Raw genomic sequence first — 16,720 nt, forward strand, 5'->3', positions numbered from 1 at the left:
AGCCACCCCCGTCAAAGAGGACAGGTAGAATGACAAGAATGATGCTCGGGTTGGCCGCGTGCCTTGCCCTTGCGGCCTGCGGAGGCGGGTCCGACAGCCGGAATCAGCGCGGCGTATCGGTAGAACGACAGGCGTTTTCCACGGGACAGATCTCCCGCGCTTGCATGACCAGCGGACGCAAGGCGGCGAATACGCGGCTGTGTGGCTGCTTGCAGGCGGTGGCGGATGAAACGCTGCGCTCCCGGTCGGATCAGCGGATGGCGGCGGGCTTCTTTGGCGATCCGCACGAGGCGCAGGTGATCCGCCAGTCGGACAACCCCCATCACGAGGATTTCTGGAAGCGCTACAAAGGGTTCAGCGGCGAGGCCGAGCGGGTCTGCAAAGGTCTGTGATCTAGCTCGCGGCAGAAACGGATCGCAGCAGGCGGGCTTCGGCGTTAAGTGCGCGGCCTGTCATGCATTTGCCATGGCCCATACGGCTGGCGGCGCGTGCACTGTCGGGCAGGGCTTGCGGATCGGCGCGTTGGAAGGTCACGGTTTTCAGCAACTTGTGCACGGATATTGCGCCTTTGTGCCGCGCGGCGCTGACCGGGGCGGCAAACGGGCGTGGCCTGCGGCTTTGCCGTCGGATGCCACGAGGATCAGCGCCACAGGGAGCCGCGAAGCAAATGCAGTGCGCAGGCACGTCCGGTGCGCGAGGTCGGTTCAGTGCAGATGCAAATGCTCCGGGCCGTGCCGGTGGGCCTCTCGCGCATACGCGTTGTCGGGGTTGGTGAGGACATCGGCGCGCGGCGTGTCGAACAGCCCGCAAGTCAAAGCTGCGGTGGCCCGCACGCACCGTGACAGAGGATTGCGCCAGTCCCGACAAGACGCATGGCCTGGAGGGTCGTGGGATGAATGCTTTACGAACCATGCGGCGGCGGTGATCTGCGGCACGCTGACCACTGTGGCGGTGGGGCCGTCATGAGCGGGTTGGCATTTGGGCGTGTCACCGAGTTTGACCTTAAGGCTGCGGCGTTTTGCACGGCAGGCTGCGGGGCTAAAGCATCGTGTGTGGCTCAGTCTCGAACTGGAAGAGGGAGGCGCTTTGTGCTTTGGCAAAGTGGTGGACATCGGCATGGCGCAGGTCAGAGCGGTGCGCAGATCGTCCGGGTCATGAGCGCAGGCAGCGACGGTGGTCTTTGACACGGCCACGATGGATTCGGTCCAGCCATTCCGGCGCGGGGCATGAACTTTCGCGGCTGCCGCGCCACCGGTTTTCAGGCGTGCGGGGATGATCTGGAAGGAGGCGCGGATGTCCGCGTCGCAGGCCGGGGCAGCTTTTGTCAGATGCGGCATGGCAGGCTTCTTGACGGACCCGTGAATTTGAGAATGCTGAATGTGACGCGTGAAAGGATTGGCAGATGATTATGAAGGGGGTGACGCTGCGGGGGCTCGAAGTGTTCGAGGCGCTGGCGGAGCATGGCTCCGTCGCCGGGGCGGCCCAGGTGACGGGGTTGAGCCAACCCGCTGTCAGCCAGCAGATGCGCAACCTTGAGACCGCGCTGGGGGTCGACCTGGTGGACCATGGGCGGCGTCCGATGATGCTGACCTCTGCGGGGCGTTCATTTTTGCAGCGCACGCGGTCGGTGCTGCGGGAGTTGCGCCTTGCCGGATCGGAACTGACGGTCATGGACCTGGCGCATTTGTCGACGCTGAACCTTGGCGTGATCGACGATTTCGACAACGATCTGACACCACGGCTGGTGACGCTTCTGGCGGAAAGCATGACCAAATGTCGGTTCAAGCTGATCACCGCGCCAAGTCACGAAATTTCCGAAGAAATCCGCGCCCGCCACCTGCACCTGGCGATTGCGGCCAGCAGTGGGGAAGTCATGCCCGGGGTGGTGGAATACCCTTTGGTCAGAGACCCCTACATATTTGTTTGTGCCAAGGGCGCCGTCGCTGAAGCGGGGGGCATTGAGGCTTTGATGCAGGCCTTGCCGTTGTTGCGCTATGACCGGGCGCAGCTGATCGGTCGGCAGATCGAAGCGCATTTGGCGCGTCTGAAACTCAGCTTCCCGGAGCGGTTCGAGATCGGCGCGCATCTGTCGCTGATGACCCTCGCCGCGCGTGGCACCGGCTGGGCGCTGACCACGCCCCTGGGGTATATGCGGGCCGTGCGGTTACATGATCGGCTGGAGGTGCACCCGGTTCCATTTGCACCTTTCGCGCGACAGATCTCTTTGTTTGCAGGACGTGACTGGACCGACGATGTGCCGCGCAATGTGGCGCACACAATGAAAATGCTGGTGTCCGACATGGTGATCGGCCCCGCCTGGGCGAGCCTACCCTGGCTGGAGGGGGAGTTGCGGATACTCGAAGACTGAGCGCCGCGTCATGCGGCCTGCAGTGCCGAATGGTTAATGCCTGTCCGGCGGGGCGGTCCCGGATGTCAAAACGCTGGCCTGCAGTTTTGAAAACACTGAATGTGCGCTCTGTCAGGCGACCGCTTTGAGGAAGGCGCGCACAGAGGCCTCGAATCCGCGCGGATCGTCGGCGTGCAGCCAGTGGCCCGCGTCGGGCATCTTGGCGAAGCGCGCCTTGGGGAAGTAGGCCCGGATGGTATCGCGGTGCTCGGGCAGGACGTAATCTGATTTTCCGCCCGACAGGAAGAAGGTCGCGCCATCGTACTGGCCGTCGAGATCAGGGAAGGACAGCACCTTTGGCATCTCGGCCTCCAGCGCGTCGAGATTGTATTTCCACGCCTTCGCCTTCACGTCGAGCGACTGGGTGAAGAAGGCTTGCAGGGATGTATCGTCCACCTGCTCGGCCAGTTGCGCGGCGGCGTCGGAGCGCTTTTCGACCTGTGACAGATCCACGGCGCGCATGGCGTCTATGTACTGCTGTTGCGAGTGGCCGTAGCTGACGGGCGCGATGTCGGCAACCATGAGGGAGGCGACCTTTTGCGGGTGGAGCAGGGCGAGCGCCATCGCGGCCTTGCCCCCCATGGAGTGACCGATCACATGGGCGCGGCCGCCGTGGGCATCAATGAGATCGGCCAGATCCTGCGCCATGTCGGGGTAGCCGTGGCTGTCGCTGTGCGGGCTGTCACCGTGGTTGCGCATGTCCGGGGTCAGCAGGTGATAGCTGTCGGCAAGGCGGCGCGCGATGACGCCCCAGTTGCGACCGGAGCCAAAGAGACCGTGGGCGATGAGGACGGGCGTGCCGCCGTGATCGGCGCCGTATTCGAGCGTGTTCAACATGGCGCACGTGATAGAACGCTGGCGGGCGGAGGGCCAGAGGCTTTGCCATCGTCAGACAGCGCGGGACAGGGACTTGATCGGGACGGGCGATCCGGTTGCCGACGGCTTGCGCGCGGCTTGTCAGTCGGCCATCGGGTGTCCGCGCAGACGCAGAAACAGGCTTTCTTCATCGTCGTTGCGAAAGAATGGGACCGAATCCGGGGGGGTGATGTCATGCGCGCGGGCGGCGACTTCGGCGAGCACGACTTCGGTGATGAAAGGCAGGTCGTAATTGCGAATCTCGTCCACGGCGATCCACTGCAGGTGGGACAGCTCATCCGTGGCGCGGCTGAAGTCATCGGGATCGGTGGCCAGAGCTTCGGCGTCGAGCAGGAAGAAGCGGGCGTCGAAGCGGCGCGGGCGGCCCGGCGGCGTGATGGCACGAAACACGAATTGCAGCCCGTCGGCCACGGGGCGATGGCCGGTGCCCGCGAAGGTAAGCCAGTCGTCGGGAACATCGCCGGGCCAGGGGGCGGGGTGGCCGACAATCTGGCCGGTTTCCTCCCAAAGCTCCCGCACGGCGGCTGCGGCCAACGCGCGGGCGATGCCGGGTTTGGCGTCTTCTTCGAGGCGGGCGGCGCAGAGCGGCGGCAGCGGGCGGGACAGCTGGACCTGTGCGTCGGCGGGATCGACGGCCCCGCCGGGAAAGACGACCTTGTTCGGCATGAATGCCGCTTTGGACCCGCGCTGCCCCATCAGAACCTTTGGCCGGGTGGTCCGGTCGCGCATCACGATGACTGTTGCGGCGTCACGGATGGCGGTCTTGTCGATGGGGGCGGGGGTGGTCATTGGTCGTCGTGCCTCGGCTGTGGGCGACTGTCGGCGCTGGCGAAACCGCCCATGCCGCGCGCCCATTGGAACGCGACCATGCCGCCTTTCAGTCGAGGCAGAAGGTAGAGGGAAAGCGTGACGCTTCCAATTGCAAATATGGTGAAGAGCATGAGCGGTTCCGGACGCCATACCTCGAACACCCACAGCAACATTGGCGCCATGATGTGCCCGACGATGAGAATCGTCAGATACGCGGGGCCATCGTCGGCGCGGTGGTGATTCAGTTCCTGACGACACACCGGGCAGTTGTCGCGCACCTTCAGGTAGCCCGACAGCATTGGGCCAGAGCCGCAGCGCGGGCAGCGCCGACGCCAGCCGCGCCAGACCGTTGGCCAGATAGATGTGTCTTCGGGGATGTTACCCTGATGTGCCATGCGTCCTTTTCCTTCACACGAGAGCGAAAGATGACCGTTGTCTACGACTTTCGGAAGGGGTCGCAGTGTCCTTGCGGCGGCGTGTCACACGCGGCACATCCCGGCGACGCCAGGGGCAGGACCGGGCGTGATGCCAGTTTCGTGATGCTGTTGTGAGCGAAAATTATGGCGAACGTGCGACGGAAGCGGCGAGCTGGTTCGTGGAAATCTGCAGAAACGCCGGGGAGATGGGCGGTGCCGAACGGCAGGCCCGAAGGACCGCAAACACGGCGTTTCATGAAACAGCTTGAGACCACCACGGAGACAACACAATGACGACGACCAAAACCAAGACGTTCTGGATCACCGGTGCCCTTCTCGTGGCGATGGGCGCCTCCGGCGCGGCCATGGCGCATGAGCGTGGCGGCAAGGGCCGTGACGGCGCGGGGCCGCGTGGGATGTTCCTGCAGGAAATGTTTGCGGAGGCGGATGCAAATGGCGATGGCAAGATCACCGAGGAGGAAATGGCGGCCGCAGCAGCGCAGCGGTTCAGCGATGCAGACACCGACGGTGACGGCAATCTGAGCGCCGAAGAACTGACCGCACAGGCGGAAGCCCGCAAAGCCGCACGAGAGGCCGCCCGCCGTGAGGCGCGCAGCGCCGCAATGATTGAGCGGCTCGACACCGACGGCGACGGTCTGCTGAGCCAGGAGGAAATGAGCGCGCGGCGCCCTGCGGACAGATTTGCCAAGATGCTGGAGCGTCTGGATGCCGACAAAGACGGTGCGCTGAGCATCGAAGAGATGAAGCAGGCCCGGATGATGCGTCACGGTGGCAAGCACGACAAGCGCGGTGGCGACGATATGCGCCGGGGCGATCATGCCGCGCGCGACGGGCAAGAACAGCCCGAGCAGACCGACTGAGCCGGATTGCCAAACAGGGGGCCGAACCGTTTGACGGGGCGGCCCCTGCGGCGCGCAGCGTTGTGCTGCGGGCCGGGACGCGGTAGCGCAAGGGCGATGAACACGGGATGCCTTACGACGCCATGAGCGAACGTGCTGACGAGGAGTTGCTGGCCGCCTATGCCAGAGGCGACGCCGCGGCGGCGCGCGCGCTGACACAGCGCCTCGCTCCGCGTGTGCTGGCCCATGCGTACCGGATGCTTGGCGGCGACCGGGCGGAGGCGGAGGACGTGACGCAGGAGGCCCTGTTGCGCCTGTGGAAGGCCGCGCCGGAGTGGCGCCCGGGCGAGGCCAGAGTGACGACCTGGCTGTATCGCGTGACGGCGAACCTGTGCATCGACCGGATGCGCAAACGCAAACGCATCGGCACGGACATCGACGCCGTGCCGGAGGTGGCGGATGCCGCGCCTTCCGTTGCGGAGCAGATGCAGCAAAGGGCGCGAGCCGAAGCCTTGCAGGGGGCGCTGGACGCGCTGCCGGATCGCCAGAAACAGGCGGTGATCCTGCGTCACATCGAGGGGCTGTCGAACCCGGAGATTGCCGAGATCATGGACATTGGCGCGCGCGCCGTGGAATCTTTGACCGCGCGCGGGAAACGGGCGCTTGAGGCCGTGTTGGCCGGGCGTCGGGCTGAACTGGGGTATGAGGACGATGACTGACGGACACACAGAGCGGATGGATGATGCGGGGCTGGAGGGCCTCTTTGCCGCAGCGCGTGACGATGCGCCGGTGCCGTCCGGCGATTTCATGGCCCGTCTGACCGAACAGGCGCTGGCCGAGATGCCGGTGGCGGGCGCGCAAGTGCCAGAGCCGCGGCCGGGCCTTTGGGCGCAGCTGTGGCCGGCGCTGGGCGGGTGGCGCGGTCTGTCGGGCTTGGTGACGGCCTGTGCCGTTGGCGTCTGGCTGGGGATCAGCCCGCCTGCTGCCATGACAACGGGCCTTGGGCTGGACGATCTGTGGGGCCGCAACGCGGATCTGGGGGAGATGGGCGTCGACCCGCTGTCCGGGTTCGAGCTGGCATTGCTGGAAGGATAAGGCATGAGCGATCAGGGATCCGGGGCCCGGACCGGCAAGGTGGGGCGCGGTGTGCGGCTGGCGCTGCTGGCGTCGCTGGCCGTGAACCTTGTGGTTGTGGGCGCTGTTGCGGGGTTTGTCTGGATGGGGCCGCCATCCCCGCCGCATGAAAGGTCGGGCGGTCCCGATGCGGTGATGCCCTACATCCGCGCGCTGACGCAGGACCAGCGGCACGAACTGCGGGACACCTGGCGTGGCGGGGGCGGCCCGAAAGATCGGCGTGACATGCGCGGTCTGCGCGCGCAGATGATGCAGGAGTATCAGGCGGCTGCGGCCGTGTTGCGGGCCGATCCCTACGATCCGGCGGCGTTGGAGGCCGTGCTGGCGGCGCAGGCGGAGCGCAGTGCAGCGGTACGCGCCCGGGGGCAGTCGGTCTTGTCCGAGTATGTGGCGGGTATGACGGCCGAGGAGCGCGCAGCCTATGCGGATCGGCTGGAAGACTCCCTGGAACGGTTTCAGCGTCGGGGCGCGCCCGACCGGGATCACAAGGGGCGCGACTGAGCCGATCGTACGGTTAGCTGTGGCGCAACTTCGGAAGTGCCGGACCGTAAGTCCCGGTCTGCGGCAGATCATCCATCGGGCCGTACTCTGCCTTGGGGGCTTCTCGGGGGGGCAGGGCGGTCACCGTGTCCGCCATGACCACGGTGTTTCGGCCCTGATGCTTGGCCGCGTATAGCGCATTGTCCGCTCTGGCAATCAACTCCTCCGGCAGGTCGTCTGCGCCGTAGCCGATGGCCACGCCGACGGAGAGCGTGACGAGTATGTTTCGCCCGTCTGGCAGTGTGATCGGAGTTTCGGAGATCAGCGCCGTCACCCGTTCAGCGGTGCGCTGGGCGATCTGACGGTTTGTGTCCGGCATGGCGACAAGGAACTCTTCGCCGCCCCAGCGGGCGGTGAGATCCCCGGCACGAAGGTTGTCCTTGATCCTGCGCGCGACGGTCGCCAGCACGACATCCCCTGCGGAATGGCCGTAATCGTCATTGATGTGCTTGAAGTGATCGAGATCCGCCAGGAGGATGGCATAGGGCTTGCGGCTCACGGCGGTGCGTTCTGCCAGGCGGGTGGCATAGGGCAGGGCATATCGACGGTTGTAAAGCCCGGTGAGCGGGTCGATGACCGCGGCCCGCAGGCCGTCGCGCATATTGGCGCGCAGGCGGTCGTTGGTCCGTTTGCGGGTGATCTGCTTCTTCAGCCTGATGGACAGTTCCTCGACGTCGAAGCCGTTGACCATCAGGTCATTCGCGCCCAGGTCGAGGGCGGTTGCCGCTTCTCTGCGTTGGTTGGACTGGGCGACATAGATCAGCGCGCAATGGCGGGTGGAGCGGTTCGCGCGCAGTTGGGGCAGCAGCGAGAGCCCGGTGCCCTCCGTGCCCGGGGCTTCGGCCACGACGACAACATCCGGCGCGCGGGCTGCGGTCTTGAGCGGGTCATCGGTGCCCACCAGTTCGATACGATGCTCGGTGCGTTGCTGAAGCTGGTGAACGAGCGTGCTCATCTCGGGCTGATGCCCGGTGCTGATGATCCGGATGCGACCCGGTGTGGCGAATTCCGCGGCTTGCTCTTCAAGCCCAAGCGCCCGGCGGGTGTCATCGCGCAGTCGCAGTTCCGCTTCGGCGTCACGCGCGCGCAGCAGGGACCGCAACCGCGCCAGCATCACGAGGTCATCAATGGGCCGTTCAAGCAAATCATCCGCACCTGCGGCCAGAGAGGCCATGCGCTCTGCCTTGTCATTGGCGTTGTGGGTGATAATCACCGGCGTGGCCGGACCGCGCCGGCGAGCGGATTTTTCATACACAGCCGCGCACAGATCGCGCCCTGACATATCCGGCAACTCGGATGCCGTGATCACAAGGTCGGGTGCAGATGTGCGCATCATGTCCAACGCGGCGGTGCCGGAGGAGGCCTGCACAACGTCATAGTAGGCTGCCGACAGCTTCACCCTCAGGATGATGCGGTTGGTTGGCACGGCGTCGACGACCAAAATCCGGCTTGTCATGCGCTGCGCTGCCTCCTGCAGTTGTTGGCGAGGTTGAAATGGAAAAGGCGTCCGCGAGTTGAACTTTCTATTAACGTAATGTTTGGTTGAAATTGGTTAACAAACCCTTTCTTTAGGTGATGAGAACATGAGCTTTACGCAAGATCGTGCTGAAATGATCGGTGTGCAGGCCGTGGCCTGGCTGGCCGCGAACGACGAGCTTCTGCCGGTCTTCATGGGCGCAACAGGCGCATCTGAAACGGACTTTCGCGACGGCGTACAAGATCCGGTGTTTCAGGGATCGGTGCTGGATTTCTTGATGATGGATGACGCGTGGATCGTGGGCTTTTGCGATTCGGTCAGCCTGTCGTATACCGTAGTGGCAGAGGCGCGCGCGGCGTTGCCGGGCGGGGAGCAACTGCATTGGACATGACTGAAGTGCGCGCGGTGCTGTTTGACAAGGACGGTACCCTGTTCGATTTTGGCGGCACTTGGAACGCCTTTGCCACGCGGCTGTTAAAGCGGCTGGGGCGCGGGGATGCGGTGCTGACGGCGCGCGCGGCAGAAGTGATCGGCTTTGACCTTCGGTTGGGGCGCTACCGGCCTGACAGCCCGGCCATTGCGGGCACCAACCGGGAGGTGGCGCTGTTGCTGGCATCGGTCCTGCCGCAAAAGGTGGGCGCCTTGGTGGCAGCCATCGACGCGGAAGCCGAGGCGGCACCGCTGGTCGAGGCCGTGCCGCTTGTCCCTTTTCTGGAGGGGTTGCGCGCGCGTGGCCTGAAGCTGGGGGTGATGACCAACGACTCGGAAGCGGTTGCGTACACGCACCTGGCCGCCGTCGGCGTAAAGGATCATTTCGATTTCATTGCCGGCGCTGACAGCGGTTTCGGGGCAAAGCCCGCGCCGGACCCGCTGCTTGCATTTGCCGACGCCATGGGCCTGGCCCCGGCGGAGGTGGTGATGGTGGGCGACAGCCGCCATGACCTGATCGCGGCGGAAAGGGCAGGCATGCGGCGCGTGGCGGTTTTGACGGGCATGGCGGATCGCGCGGCGCTGGGACGCTATGCGGAAACCGTGCTGCCTGACATCGGCCATCTGCCCGCCTGGCTGGACGGCGAAAGCTAAGCGGAAAATACTTACAATTTGCAACTGTTATGCCTGCGTTAAGACCCGCCGGGTCAGATGGTCCGGACTGACGGAGCAACGCAATGCATGGGCTGATCCTGAGAACCTTTCAGGTTTTCGTGCAAGACACATATGGGCCGGAGGCCTGGCTGGATATATCCGGCCGGGCAAATCTCGAGATCGTCGATTTCGAGGCGATGTTGATCTACCCTCCGGAGACATATGATGCGGTGATAACTGCGTCAGAGGACGTGATGCACAAGCCCCGGGACGTCTTTCTGGAGGATGTGGGCACCTATCTGGTGTCTCACCCCAACAGCGAAGGCTTGCGGCGTTTGCTGCGGTTTGGCGGCGTGGATTACATTGATTTCATGCATTCGCTTGATGATCTGCCGGACCGGGCGCGGCTGGTGGTTGCCGACCTGAATTTGCCCTCTCTCGAGATGCACGATGACGGGCAAAACCAGTATCGGTTGCTGGTCGGACCGGGTCTGCCGGGATTTGGGCATGTGATGGTCGGCGTATTGCGTGCCATTGCGGATGACTATGGCGCGCTGGTGCTGCTCGACAGTCGTGCGGAGACTGCGGCCGAGGTTCAGGTGGTCGAAATCTCATTGTTCGAAACAGCCTTCGCTGAGGGGCGAGAATTCGACCTGGCGGGACGAACGCCGCTTAGGGGAGGCGCCGGATGACGCTGCCTGAAGAGGCCATGCATGCGCTGTTGCCCATGCACGCGGTTCTGTCCCCCTTGGGGTGTATCCGGCAGGCCGGGCCGACGCTGCACAAGCTGAGCGATACCCCCCTGGAGGGCGCGTGTTTTCTGGAGCAGTTCGAGGTCTACCGTCCGCGCCTTATTCGCAGCATGGCCGCTTTGCTGGAGGCGCAGGGTCGTAAACTGTCCCTTCGGGTGCGCGGCACGGATATGGAGCTGAAGGGCACTGTTGTCGGCACCGGCGATGGTGGGGCGGTGGTAAACCTGAGCTTTGGCATCGCGGTGGTGGATGCGGTGCGCCGCTATCGTCTGACCAGCACGGATTTCGCATCGACCGATCTATCGATTGAAATGTTGTGGTTAATGGAAGCGAAGGCGCTTGCGATCAATGCCTCGCGCAGCCTGAACACACGTCTTCAGGACGCCATGATCCTGGCGGAGGAGCGGGCCTTCACCGACACACTGACCGGCCTGAAAAACAGGCGCGCGCTTGACGGCCATTTGGACAAGCTTATCCGCCAGCGGCAGGCGTTTTCGCTGATGCACCTGGATCTCGATCTGTTCAAGCAAGTGAACGACACGCATGGTCACGCTGCGGGCGACCATGTTCTGCGACAGGCTGCGCGCGTCATGCTGGAAGAGACGCGCAAAGACGACCTGGTTGCGCGCGTTGGCGGTGACGAGTTCATCATCGTTTTCGCCAACCTGACCAGCCCGGCCCGGCTGGCGGAGCTGGCTGTACACTTGATCAAACGGATTGAAGAGCCGGTGACCTACGATGACGCGGTCTGCCGGATCTCTGCGAGCATCGGGATCACGATTTGCATGGGCGAAGAGGTCACGCCTGCCTCTGTCGTGGAACGCGCGGATGAGGCACTTTACGCCTCAAAACGGGCTGGTCGTGCACGATACAGTTTTTACGCAGAGGGCGATCCGGAGGTGCCCAAAGCGATTGGTGAAAAGAAATGAGATTTTTGCAGAAAGAGGGGTTGCGCGTCTCTGCGAGCTTTATTAGAGAACGCCCCACGGTTGGGGTGTAGCCAAGTGGTAAGGCAACTGTTTTTGGTACAGTGTACCGTAGGTTCGAATCCTACCACCCCAGCCAATACTTCCGAAAGTCGCAGTGATTTTAGTCGATTGGCCCCACCGGCTCGGTAGGGCTGAGGTGCAGGTTACACAAGCGTTTACACACGGGGTCACACAGACCTTGAACGTAGGCGCCGGGACTTCCGAGGCGATGACCGACATGAAGGGCGGTCGTCATGGTCACCACACCGTACCTCTGCGTCAGACGCGGACGCTTCTATTTTCGACGTCGCATCCCGAGGTTATCCACACCTCATGTGCCCGTGATGGTCTCCCTGGGGACGACGGATCGCGCGGCAGCGATTAGGTTATGCGTGCAACTGACTGCACACATGGACCGAATGCTCGACGACAACCTTCATATCGACCTGCCCGAAGCGGATGTGGCGGCCTTTTTCAAGGCCGAGCTCAGCCGTTGCGTGTCGTCGGTGCGTCGTACGCGCATGGTCGAGCGTATGGATGGCAGCCTGACGGCGGAGAAGGTACGGCGGAATCGCCTCGAGACGTTTGTGCTGCGCGGGCTGGTCGAGGACGGGCTGCGGGAGGAGATGGCGACGGAGCGGCTGAACTTTCTGGAAGAGGATGAAAGGCCGCAGGCGCAAGAGATCCAAGCCGAGATGTTCCGGGAGTTCATCTCGCCCGGCTTCAACGCCGAAATCCAGAAGCGGGCGCAGGTCGGACGCACTCTGACGCAGCTTGATGTCCTTCAGTTGCGGTGGGCGGCAATCGAAGCCCGCATGGCAGCGCATGAAGCCGCAGAGACCGTCCCGCTCCATAATGCCGAAGGCGCGCGCGAGGCCGCCGTTTCCATGCTCTGCGGGTTGATGCAGGAAGCTGTCGGCGGCGAGGCGATGGCGACAGCTCATGTCGATCCGGTTGTTCCCACGGTCTCGGCCACCCCTCAGCCAGCGACCATTGCGCCGACGATCGCACAGCCCGTTGCACAATCAATCCTCACACCGGGCGTCTCCCTGATCGAAGGGCGAATGACCGGGACCGCAATCCTCGCGCAGTTCGATGCGGCGCGCCTTCAGCCGAAGGACGAGGAGTTCGACGGGTCCGCAGAGAATGTGGTCGTCGAGCGCATTTTCGGCGATGATATCGCCGGGACTGCGGTTCAGATGATCTGGCGGTCCACCGCTCAAGAGGACACCAAGGAACAGAAACTGAAATCCATCACGCTGTTCATGTACCTGACCGGGCTCCAGAGAATGTCCGACATCCGGCAGCACCATCTCGACAGGTTTTCCAAGTTGCTCGAAACCCGGATGCCCCGGAAGTACTGGAAGCGAAAGTCGGAATTCGATCTGACCAGCCATGAGATCATTGAGGAAGCCAAGCGGTTGGGTAAACCTTGCGGGATGAAACCCTCGACTATCCAGCGCCACGTGGACACCCTCATGGCCTTGCTGGATCATGCGCGATCAGAAGGCACCGTGATCGACTTCGTTGCGAACAAGAACGGGCTGGTACCGGTTGATGACCGCTCAGATGACGAAAAGCGCGAGCCCTTTACCCTTGATGAGATGCAGGCGTTGTTCGGTCATTCCCTATGACAAGGGTGCTCGTCGAAAGGCAACAGGCATAAGCCGGGGCCCCTGGTGATTCAGGACCATCACTACTGGGTGAACCTTTTGTTGGGTTACACAGGTGCCCGGCGTGCGGAGATTGCCGGTCTGCTGGTGGATGACTTTGGCGTCGCGGACGGAATCCCCTTCGTGCATGTTCGGCCCAACCACCTGCGAGGCCTCAAGAACGCTGGCGGGCGTCGTCGGATCCCGCTTCATCCCCACATCATGGAATTGGGTTTTGCCGAATTCGTCGAAGCCGCACGGAAGCGGAAGTGGGTTGCTCTATTCCCGCAGGCGGTACCGGAGAACATTCGCCATCTCGCTCATGTCGTCACAGAGGACAAGGACGCCCATGATCCCAAATTTGGGGATGTGCTGGATTACATGTTGCGGACGTCTCTGGACAAAGCGCTGAATGGCAATCCCCGCAAGCTTTCCTGTCACGGATTCCGGCATTACGTGAACGATCACTTCGCTAGTCTTCGGCAAGATGACGGCAGTACCTTGGCCATTCCCGACGTGGATCGGCTTGATGTGTTGGGTCACAAGCCAAGGGACGTGAACTTGGCGACATACCGCCGTGCCGAAAAACCTCTCCGCCCCTTGTATCAGGCCATCCTGACGCTGCCGCGTCTGTTCTGATCGGCAATAGCCCGCTCTTCTGAAAAGCAAATCTATGATGAACCGACGCGCCCCGGCTGCTTCCGCAGCCGGGGTTTTTTCGTTGCACGGCCGGGATCGTCAGGATGCCTTGTTGTGCAGTACAACGGCTCGCTCTGTTGCAACTGTAGCAACAGTTGCGCAGGCCCGATCGGCTTGGGGGTACGGCCACTACAGATGTAGCCGGACGGAGGTTATCCACATCTGTCTCGGCGCCAGGGGGGCGAAAGGCCGGCCCAAGAGGCATAGCTTCGAAGAAATCCTGAAGAGGCAGAGATCATGACCGTAGAAATTGAAACTGTGTTCGCAACCGCCGAGGCCATGCAGGCTGAGGGCGTCGCCCCTTCGGTGAGGAAGGTGCAGGACCGGCTTGATGTGGGAAGGCACGGGTATATCGCGCCCTATCTGGCGCTCTGGACGCGGCGGGAAAACGATCTGGCGGCGGTCGAGGATCTGCCCGACGAATACGTCAAAAACGCGCTCCAGTCGGCTTTGCGTGTCTGGGAGATGGCGCAGAAGACCGCGGGAATTAAGGAAGCAATCCTCGTTCAGGAGATTGAGAGGCTGAACCGGCGGTTCGATGAACGAGAAGATGAATTTGGTGCCGAAATGCGTGCGCGGGAAGAAAGCTGGGAGAAAGAGAAGGCGGCGCTCGTGGCTGACCGCGACGAGCAGGCCCGCGCCGATGCAGGGATGAAAGGCAAGGTGCAGGAGCTTGAACTGAAGCTTTCGGAAATGAAAGAGCGGGTCGAGCGGGCGGAGAGCACGAAGGCAAAGGCCGAAGACCAAAGGGATGCAACCGATGCACGCTATGCCGATCTATCCAGCGCGTCGCGAAGTGAAGTTGCGAAACTGGAAAAGAAGGTCGAGGACCTGCTGGAGCGCGCCTTGGGGGCTGAGCAGCGCGAAGCCGCGTTGGACGAGCGGCTTCGGGATGCAAGGCGCCAATGGGATCACGATGCGAAGCGCCTCGATGACCTGATCACGAGGCTTGTAGATATGGTGCCAGAGGAGCCAGTCAGGAAGCGCCGGACCGGACAGGCATCCGCCCCATCCTGATGCAATGCAACATCACCCCTCCGGTGAAGTAGTAAGATTCGAGTCGGGTGCATGCGGATCGATTTCTGTTTCTCCCAAGAAAATACCGATGGGGAGGTCAGGGGAGGTGGCCGAAGTCGCGGGAACGGCACTAACGTCTCGCAGCAACCGCTCCAGCTGCATGGCATCAAGCTCGCGTTCCTCGAGCAGGGCATCCGCGATCGCGCGAACGACTTTGCTATTTGCCTGCACCGCACGAAGCGCCAGTTTCTGCGCGTCAGCCATGCGCCTCCGGATTGCAGTTTGCAACTCCGGCGGCCAGGTTTCGGGCTGATCGGGGGGGATATGGGAGATAGATTGGCATCAAGATGCCTACACAAATGCGTGTTTCCGAGGACAGGGCCAGACGTGTTGCTTGCGCGATATCGGTCTCCGCGCCAGATGAAGCGTCCCCCATCTCCAGCAATTCCGCTGCGCGGCCAGCAAGCATCGTCGCCATCACCTGCTCGACTTCAAGGAGGCGAAGTGTTGACGGTGCTGGAGATGAGACATGCGACGTCTCGGTGGAAAGCACCGCGCTTTCCGGCAGTCGCAGGCCAACAGCAGCGCGGACCACTGCATGGCCGGCCTCGTGAATCGCAATTCGCCTGATTTGCTCTTCGAAACCCGCTGATGCAGGCTGGTCGATGGCCTTCACCAAGTCGTCATTGGTAAGCAGACGACTTGCACGTCGCGCGATTGCAACTGCTTTCGTAGCGGTGGTTGCGACATCCGCGCCTGACATACCGACGAGCCGTCGGCTGGCTGCGCGCAGATCGAGCGTGCTTCCAGACGAAGACAGGCGCTTGCGCAGGATCGCTTCGATACCTGCTCGATCGGGAGGTCCGACATAGACGTGGGTATCAAGGCGACCAGCTCGGATGAGCGCCGGATCAATGTTCGACACATGGTTGCTCGCAGCGAGCAGAGCGACACCGGGTGTTCGGTGCAACCGCGTGAATAGCTCCAACGCGTGATTCACGACGCTGGTCATGTACGCGTCGTTGTGAGCGTGATTTCTTGCACGATCCGGCAGGGAATCCAGTTCATCTACAAAAAACAGGCTCGGAGCGTTTCCAATGGCCTCTGCGGCGCGCTTCTCCATAGCCCCCAGGTAATGCGACAGGGATCCAGCGGCTTGTGCCTCGGCATATGAGCCACTGACGTAATGCAGCCCGGCGGATCCCGCGAGCGCCAACGCCAATGACGTCTTCCCATTGCCCGGCGGGCCACACAGTAAGGTGCTGCACGAAACGTCCTCCCATGCGAGCGTGCTTTCTCTCCATTGCTCAATGTCCGCGACAATACCGTGGAAATGCGCTGAGATTTCCTTGGTCAAGTGGAGATCTTCCAGGCTCATTCCATGCCGCTCGGGTTCATTCAGACGATCGATGGCATCGAGGATAACACGAACCGTTCTTCTTGGATCGGCGAGGCGCAAGGCGCCGATGACAATGGCGGCCGGAAGGGATCCGATTGCGTCGTCTCGTTCGGTCAGACATGCTGCGAGCTTCCGAGAAGGCGCGCGTCCGAGCGCGCGCATGACCTCAGCGATCATGCGGCCGTCGATCGGGGGTAAATCGTAAGAACGTGTCAAAAGCGTCCGTGCAGCATCTGAGAGTTCCGTTGGAGCGCCGACAATTGTGAGGACGCTCTTACCGCGGACCAGTGCATCATCCAGATCGTGTTGGAAGCGCTCATTCCGGTACGTCCGGTCCCTACGGTCGGATAGCTCCAGGGCAATGACGCTGAGATCTGTCATGAGGTCGACACCAACCTGGTCGGATAGTGCTACAAGGATGGCTTCCGATGCGGACATGAAATGACCGCGCAGGTCGGAGGCATTGTGAATGAGCGCGGTGACTGTCATCGGGGCAGCCAAGTCGCGCGCCGAATCTGACTTTTCCAGTGTGCTGGGCGTTGTTGCGCAAATAAGGTTCGGGGATGAGTTTTCCCTTTCCCACCTGAGTTCAAGTTACGGCTTCGATCTCGGCCCTGCCGAGGGCCGAGA

General features: G+C 62.6%; 21 protein-coding genes and 1 tRNA gene. 14 read left to right on the forward strand and 8 right to left on the reverse strand.

Annotated elements, in window-relative coordinates:
- The first annotated feature begins 29 nt into the window (after positions 1-29).
- On the forward strand, positions 30-392 hold the full coding sequence (locus GGQ68_RS16475) for an arginine transporter (protein WP_183967898.1): 363 nt from the start codon (positions 30-32) through the stop codon (positions 390-392).
- A 1-nt stretch (position 393) separates the two neighbouring features.
- On the opposite strand, the gene GGQ68_RS16480 is transcribed toward GGQ68_RS16475, so the two are convergent.
- On the reverse strand, positions 394-555 hold the full coding sequence (locus GGQ68_RS16480) for a hypothetical protein (RefSeq protein ID WP_183967900.1): 162 nt from the start codon (positions 553-555) through the stop codon (positions 394-396).
- Positions 556-704: 149 nt separating this feature from the next.
- Positions 705-1,337: a hypothetical protein gene (locus GGQ68_RS16485; RefSeq protein ID WP_183967902.1), complete on the reverse strand. Its 633-nt coding sequence runs from the start codon at positions 1,335-1,337 to the stop codon at positions 705-707.
- 65 nt (positions 1,338-1,402) lie between these two features.
- Here GGQ68_RS16485 and GGQ68_RS16490 point away from each other — a divergent pair, with 65 nt between their 5' ends.
- On the forward strand, positions 1,403-2,368 hold the full coding sequence (locus tag GGQ68_RS16490; RefSeq protein ID WP_183967903.1) for a LysR family transcriptional regulator: 966 nt from the start codon (positions 1,403-1,405) through the stop codon (positions 2,366-2,368).
- A gap of 111 nt (positions 2,369-2,479) precedes the next feature.
- Here GGQ68_RS16490 and GGQ68_RS16495 read toward each other — a convergent pair whose 3' ends face one another.
- The 3 genes from GGQ68_RS16495 to GGQ68_RS16505 form a co-directional block, all read right to left on the reverse strand.
- Complete coding sequence (locus tag GGQ68_RS16495; protein WP_183967904.1) at positions 2,480-3,244, reverse strand: alpha/beta fold hydrolase; 765 nt, start codon at positions 3,242-3,244, stop codon at positions 2,480-2,482.
- Between the two features lie 120 nt (positions 3,245-3,364).
- Positions 3,365-4,072: an NUDIX hydrolase gene (locus GGQ68_RS16500; RefSeq protein WP_183967905.1), complete on the reverse strand. Its 708-nt coding sequence runs from the start codon at positions 4,070-4,072 to the stop codon at positions 3,365-3,367.
- Positions 4,069-4,488 carry a DUF983 domain-containing protein gene (locus GGQ68_RS16505; RefSeq protein WP_183967907.1) on the reverse strand — a complete coding sequence of 140 codons (420 nt, stop codon included), beginning with the start codon at positions 4,486-4,488 and terminating at the stop codon, positions 4,069-4,071. Before GGQ68_RS16505 ends, GGQ68_RS16500 begins: the two co-directional genes overlap by 4 nt.
- A gap of 311 nt (positions 4,489-4,799) precedes the next feature.
- Between GGQ68_RS16505 and GGQ68_RS16510 the strand changes: the two genes are divergently transcribed.
- From GGQ68_RS16510 to GGQ68_RS16525, 4 genes are all read left to right on the forward strand, one after another.
- On the forward strand, positions 4,800-5,390 hold the full coding sequence (locus GGQ68_RS16510; RefSeq protein WP_246429397.1) for an EF-hand domain-containing protein: 591 nt from the start codon (positions 4,800-4,802) through the stop codon (positions 5,388-5,390).
- A gap of 107 nt (positions 5,391-5,497) precedes the next feature.
- Positions 5,498-6,088, forward strand: coding sequence for an RNA polymerase sigma factor (locus tag GGQ68_RS16515; RefSeq protein WP_183967908.1), 591 nt, complete (start codon positions 5,498-5,500; stop codon positions 6,086-6,088).
- Positions 6,081-6,464 (forward strand): hypothetical protein, encoded by a 384-nt coding sequence (locus GGQ68_RS16520; protein WP_183967910.1) that lies wholly within the window; start codon positions 6,081-6,083, stop codon positions 6,462-6,464. Before GGQ68_RS16515 ends, GGQ68_RS16520 begins: the two co-directional genes overlap by 8 nt.
- A 3-nt stretch (positions 6,465-6,467) precedes the next feature.
- On the forward strand, positions 6,468-7,004 hold the full coding sequence (locus tag GGQ68_RS16525) for a periplasmic heavy metal sensor (RefSeq protein WP_183967912.1): 537 nt from the start codon (positions 6,468-6,470) through the stop codon (positions 7,002-7,004).
- Between the two features lie 13 nt (positions 7,005-7,017).
- On the opposite strand, the gene GGQ68_RS16530 is transcribed toward GGQ68_RS16525, so the two are convergent.
- Positions 7,018-8,499, reverse strand: a complete 1,482-nt coding sequence (locus GGQ68_RS16530) for a diguanylate cyclase (protein WP_183967915.1) — start codon at positions 8,497-8,499, stop codon at positions 7,018-7,020.
- A 127-nt stretch (positions 8,500-8,626) separates the two neighbouring features.
- Here GGQ68_RS16530 and GGQ68_RS16535 point away from each other — a divergent pair, with 127 nt between their 5' ends.
- The 8 genes from GGQ68_RS16535 to GGQ68_RS16570 all read left to right on the forward strand — a co-directional run bounded on the left by GGQ68_RS16535 (position 8,627) and on the right by GGQ68_RS16570 (position 14,691).
- Positions 8,627-8,911: a DUF3572 domain-containing protein gene (locus GGQ68_RS16535; protein WP_183967917.1), complete on the forward strand. Its 285-nt coding sequence runs from the start codon at positions 8,627-8,629 to the stop codon at positions 8,909-8,911.
- On the forward strand, positions 8,908-9,603 hold the full coding sequence (locus tag GGQ68_RS16540) for an HAD family hydrolase (protein WP_183967919.1): 696 nt from the start codon (positions 8,908-8,910) through the stop codon (positions 9,601-9,603). The genes GGQ68_RS16535 and GGQ68_RS16540 overlap by 4 nt, the downstream gene beginning before the upstream one ends.
- 83 nt (positions 9,604-9,686) lie before the next feature.
- Entirely contained in the window at positions 9,687-10,295 is a 609-nt protein-coding gene (locus tag GGQ68_RS16545; protein ID WP_183967921.1) for a heme NO-binding domain-containing protein, read from the forward strand.
- Entirely contained in the window at positions 10,292-11,284 is a 993-nt protein-coding gene (locus GGQ68_RS16550) for a GGDEF domain-containing protein (protein WP_183967923.1), read from the forward strand. Before GGQ68_RS16545 ends, GGQ68_RS16550 begins: the two co-directional genes overlap by 4 nt.
- Before the next feature lie 61 nt (positions 11,285-11,345).
- Positions 11,346-11,420: transfer RNA gene (locus GGQ68_RS16555), tRNA-Gln, on the forward strand.
- 157 nt (positions 11,421-11,577) lie between these two features.
- Complete coding sequence (locus tag GGQ68_RS16560) at positions 11,578-12,957, forward strand: DUF6538 domain-containing protein (RefSeq protein ID WP_343055965.1); 1,380 nt, start codon at positions 11,578-11,580, stop codon at positions 12,955-12,957.
- A gap of 45 nt (positions 12,958-13,002) precedes the next feature.
- On the forward strand, positions 13,003-13,614 hold the full coding sequence (locus GGQ68_RS16565; protein ID WP_183967926.1) for a site-specific integrase: 612 nt from the start codon (positions 13,003-13,005) through the stop codon (positions 13,612-13,614).
- Between the two features lie 297 nt (positions 13,615-13,911).
- Complete coding sequence (locus GGQ68_RS16570; RefSeq protein ID WP_183967928.1) at positions 13,912-14,691, forward strand: DNA-binding protein; 780 nt, start codon at positions 13,912-13,914, stop codon at positions 14,689-14,691.
- Between the two features lie 12 nt (positions 14,692-14,703).
- Here GGQ68_RS16570 and GGQ68_RS16575 read toward each other — a convergent pair whose 3' ends face one another.
- Together GGQ68_RS16575 and GGQ68_RS16580 are read right to left on the reverse strand one after the other, a co-directional pair.
- The gene (locus GGQ68_RS16575; protein ID WP_183967930.1) at positions 14,704-14,955 is read right to left on the reverse strand and encodes a hypothetical protein; all 252 of its coding nucleotides are present in this window, start codon (positions 14,953-14,955) and stop codon (positions 14,704-14,706) included.
- The gene (locus GGQ68_RS16580; RefSeq protein WP_183967932.1) at positions 14,948-16,579 is read right to left on the reverse strand and encodes an AAA family ATPase; all 1,632 of its coding nucleotides are present in this window, start codon (positions 16,577-16,579) and stop codon (positions 14,948-14,950) included. Before GGQ68_RS16580 ends, GGQ68_RS16575 begins: the two co-directional genes overlap by 8 nt.
- Positions 16,580-16,720 lie beyond the last annotated feature (141 nt).

This window comes from Sagittula marina (assembly GCF_014196795.1).
GTDB classification, from domain to species: domain Bacteria; phylum Pseudomonadota; class Alphaproteobacteria; order Rhodobacterales; family Rhodobacteraceae; genus Sagittula; species Sagittula marina.